The organism is uncultured Pluralibacter sp. (genome assembly GCF_913775985.1).
Lineage (GTDB): Bacteria > Pseudomonadota > Gammaproteobacteria > Enterobacterales > Enterobacteriaceae > Pluralibacter.
In genome coordinates, this window is sequence record NZ_CAJYMB010000021.1 from 1 (window position 1) to 3,553 (window position 3,553).

The following is a 3,553-nucleotide window of genomic DNA, read 5'->3' on the forward strand; positions in this document are numbered from 1 at the left end:
TAACGCCGGTGAGGTGCGTATTCCGCTCTCGGTGTCATGGGGGATTTCGCCTTTCAAAGACGATCTGGATATCGCCATCCAGCAGGCGGATCTCGATATGTACCGGATGAAGCACCTTCTCCAGCAGGCAGCTGGAAAGTGATAGCCGCAGCTGCTTTTTTCGCGCGGAGTGGCGGTATAAAATGGCCCGCTTTATTTAAGACAGGACAGTGACATGACCAAATACGTGTTATCCCTTTTGCCCCTGCTGCTGGCAGGCTGTGCGGCTTCCCACGATGCGCCCCCGCCGCCGAAAATTGGCATGGCCAATCCGGCGTCCGAATATTGCCTGAAGAAGGGCGGAACGCTGGTACCGGTCTCTACTCCGCAGGGCGTGCGCTCAGACTGCAGGCTGCCCGGCGGCAGAACCGTCGACGAGTGGACGCTGTTTCGTGAGGATCACCCGCAGCCTAAATGAGGTAACTACAGCGCGCTCAACCAGGCGGCCAGCACCAGAGCATGGTTCTGGTCGCGATCTTTCGCGGCGTACAGCAGGGTGACGTTTTGGCCCTGCGCCAGCTTTGCGATGCGCAGACCCTCGGCGCGCTCTTTATCCAACTCGGCGCGATAAAGCTGGCTGAAGGTCGTAAAATCGATTATCTCAGCGTGGTATTGCTTTCGCAGATCGGAGGAAGGGGCGAGGGTTTTGCACCATTCGTCCATCACCAGCGCCTCTTTTTTAATACCCCGCGGCCAGAGCCGGTCCACCAGCAACCTGTATCCATCATTTTCACTTGCATCATCGTAGACGCGTTTACACTGGATCATTGTTTTGCTCCTCGTGAGCAAGCCAGTCGAGCAGCGCCGGAATCTCTTTATCAGAGAAGACGTTGATGCCGTGCTGGCGCAGCAGCGCCGCGGCAACCCCTTCGCCGGGCCGCAGCTGATTGCTAAAGCTGCCGTCGTAAATTTCCCGGCTGCCGCAGGTTGGGCTGCCGTCGGTCAGAAGGGCCGCGCTGCATCCATGTTTCCTGGCCGTCTCAAGGGCAAGCCACGCGGCCAGCACGTAGTGGGGCGTGGCATCGCAGCCGTTATTTTCAATAATGCGCGCGTGTCCGGCCAGCACTCCGCTACCGCTGCCGCCATCAATTTCAGCGGGCAGGCGAGGCGTGGGTAGCCCGGCAGCCAGTTCCGGGCAGTGAACTACCAGCCTGCCTGCCCGCTGCAGCGCGTCCAGCCTGGCCGCAATCTCCGCTTTCGCACTGCCGTTATAGCGCACCTTATAGCCCATCAGACAAGCGCTGATCAGGATTTTATTTCCCATAAATTCCAGCCGTTTCTTATTCAACAGAGTAATAATTCGCCGCGTCGCGGCAGTGCCAATTGCCATTATACGCCGATCCCGGTAATCTGAGGTCCCTTATGTTGCCTGAACCTTCTCTGCATAAGGACCTCCCAATGGAACACGCTACCGCCAAAAAAACGCTGCGCATCGCCCTCGTGGGTGATTACAATCCCGACGTAGTCGCTCATAAAGCCATTCCGCTTGCCATCGACGATGCCGCCGCCGTGCTTGAGCAGCCGGTACAGTACACGTGGCTGGCCACCCGGGATATCAACAGTGCCGAACCGCTGGCAGAGTTCGACGCCATCTGGACCGTGCCCGCAAGCCCCTACCAGAACACCGAAGGTGCGCTTATCGCCATCCGCTACGCCCGGGAAAGCGGCACGCCGTTTCTCGGCACCTGCGGTGGTTTTCAGCACGCGATGATTGAATACGCCCGCAATGTACTCGGCTGGCACGACGCGGCCCATGCCGAAACGGACGCCGAAGGGCGGATGGTCATTACAGCGCTTGCCTGCTCGCTGGTGGAGAAATCAGACGCCATTGAGCTGCGGCCAAATACGCTGATTGCGAAAGCCTACGGGAAGGAGAGCATTGAAGAGGGATACCACTGTAATTACGGTATTTCGCCGGAGTTTGCCGCCGCGCTGGAAGAGGGCGCGCTGAAAGTCACCGGCTGGGATGAAGAGGGTGAGGTGCGGGCTGTTGAGCTGACAACGCATCCGTTCTTTGTGGCAACCCTGTTTCAGCACGAGCGCAACGCCCTGGCCGGGCGGCCCGCGCCGCTGGTGCAGCTTTTCCTGCACGCCGCCGCCCGCTAGCCATTCGGCCCGGCAGCCGCCGGGCCTTTTCGATCAGTGGATTTCACGGCTGCGTCCGGCCAGCCCGCCGAACACTGCCATTATCAGCGATATCACCGCGACTGCGATAAGCGGGATCCCCCAGCTGCCGGTCGCATCGTGAATTTTCCCCATGACCGGCGGTCCGCAGGCTGCCAGCAGGTAGCCTACCGTTTGCGCCATCCCGGAAAGCGCTGCCGCCTGGTGGGCGCTGCCCGCGCGCAGTCCGATAAAAATCAGCCCGAGGATCATGGTGGCGCCGGCGCCGAAACCGAAGATCAGCGTCCACACCACCGCAAACTGCGGCAGCAGCCAGTAACCTGCGGCGCTGACGGCGCACATCAGCGCCACGCTAACCGCGATCCCGCGCTGGTCTTTAAGCTTGTGCAGTATCAGCGGAATCAGCAGGCCCGGTGCCGCCGTAGCCAGCTGCAGCAGGCCGTGCAGAGATCCCGCCTGGGCTTCGCTGTAGCCGTGGCTGATAAGAATAGCGGGCAACCAGCCGACCACCACGTAATACACCAGTGAGTTAATGCCGAGGAACAGCGTAACCTGCCAGGCCAGCGACGAGCGCCACAGCGCCCGGTTGCTGAGGTTGCCGGAACCGGTCATGGTGCCCGGGGCACGGTTGCGCAGCTGCGGCAGCCACAGGATCAGGGCCAGCAGCGGGAACGCCATCAGCGCCAGCAGCGCGCCGTGCCAGCCGAGGCCGCCCAGCGCCAGCGGAACTACCAGCGCTGAACCCAGCGCTGCAGCGCCGCCCATGGTCAGCGAGTAAGCGCCAGTAAGCTTCGCCACGTGGCCGGCAAAGTTGCGCTTGATCAGTCCCGGCAGCAGCACGTTGCCGAGTGCGATGCCGCATCCAATAACTGCGGTGCCGCTATACAGCAGCGCGGCGGAAGGCAGCGAGCGAACGGCAATCCCGGCGCAGATCAGCAGCATCGCCAGACCCAGGCTGCGCTCGATGCCGATGCGGCGAGCAATCCCGGCAGCCAGCGGAGAGACGAGGCCAAACGCCAGCAGCGGCAGGGTGGTGAGCAGTCCGGTCTGGGCCGTGGTAAGGCCATACTCGGCGCGAATATTGTCCAGCAGCGGCGCCGCGCCGGTAAAGCAGACCCGTAGCGTGGAGGCGATTAACAGGATCCCAATAACCAGCAGCACGTTCTGCTGGCGGGAGTCAGTTGTTGCAGTACTCATGTTTTTCTCGAATAAAAGCAGGTGGCACAGCATAGCGGTTTTTCACTGCCGATGAATCAAGGTAAAATGACAGATAATCGCTAAATTCGGACATTATGATGAAAGCATTCGTTCTTGACGGGTTCGAACCGGATCGGCAAGCGGACCCCGCGGTAGCCCTGCGCATTGAGGTGGCTCCCAATGAGCAATTTAT

5 protein-coding genes are annotated in these 3,553 nt (G+C 60.8%); 2 read left to right on the top strand and 3 right to left on the bottom strand.

Features of this window, described 5'->3' with window-relative positions; all coding sequences use genetic code 11:
- Nucleotides 1-214: 214 nt before the first annotated feature.
- The gene (locus tag QZ766_RS03130; RefSeq protein ID WP_297197137.1) at nucleotides 215-457 is read left to right on the top strand and encodes a DUF333 domain-containing protein; all 243 of its coding nucleotides are present in this window, start codon (nucleotides 215-217) and stop codon (nucleotides 455-457) included.
- Nucleotides 458-462: 5 nt separating this feature from the next.
- Here QZ766_RS03130 and QZ766_RS03135 read toward each other — a convergent pair whose 3' ends face one another.
- Together QZ766_RS03135 and QZ766_RS03140 are read right to left on the bottom strand one after the other, a co-directional pair.
- On the bottom strand, nucleotides 463-807 hold the full coding sequence (locus QZ766_RS03135) for a DUF488 domain-containing protein (protein WP_297197139.1): 345 nt from the start codon (nucleotides 805-807) through the stop codon (nucleotides 463-465).
- Nucleotides 794-1,303, bottom strand: coding sequence for a DUF523 domain-containing protein (locus QZ766_RS03140; RefSeq protein WP_297197144.1), 510 nt, complete (start codon nucleotides 1,301-1,303; stop codon nucleotides 794-796). Before QZ766_RS03140 ends, QZ766_RS03135 begins: the two co-directional genes overlap by 14 nt.
- Nucleotides 1,304-1,437: 134 nt before the next feature.
- On the opposite strand from QZ766_RS03140, the gene QZ766_RS03145 reads away from it, so the two are divergent.
- A complete protein-coding gene (locus QZ766_RS03145) occupies nucleotides 1,438-2,145 on the top strand; it encodes a CTP synthase (protein ID WP_297197141.1) in 708 nt (235 codons plus the stop codon).
- Between the two features lie 33 nt (nucleotides 2,146-2,178).
- Here QZ766_RS03145 and QZ766_RS03150 read toward each other — a convergent pair whose 3' ends face one another.
- On the bottom strand, nucleotides 2,179-3,360 hold the full coding sequence (locus tag QZ766_RS03150; RefSeq protein WP_297197142.1) for a CynX/NimT family MFS transporter: 1,182 nt from the start codon (nucleotides 3,358-3,360) through the stop codon (nucleotides 2,179-2,181).
- Between the last annotated feature and the right edge of the window lie 193 nt (nucleotides 3,361-3,553).

Coding starts and splice junctions, on each gene's coding strand:
- QZ766_RS03150 (WP_297197142.1), bottom strand. CDS start 3,360: ATGAGTACTGCAACAACTGACTCCCGCCAGCAGAACGTGCTGCTGGTT.
- QZ766_RS03130 (WP_297197137.1), top strand. CDS start 215: ATGACCAAATACGTGTTATCCCTTTTGCCCCTGCTGCTGGCAGGCTGT.
- QZ766_RS03135 (WP_297197139.1), bottom strand. CDS start 807: ATGATCCAGTGTAAACGCGTCTACGATGATGCAAGTGAAAATGATGGA.
- QZ766_RS03145 (WP_297197141.1), top strand. CDS start 1,438: ATGGAACACGCTACCGCCAAAAAAACGCTGCGCATCGCCCTCGTGGGT.
- QZ766_RS03140 (WP_297197144.1), bottom strand. CDS start 1,303: ATGGGAAATAAAATCCTGATCAGCGCTTGTCTGATGGGCTATAAGGTG.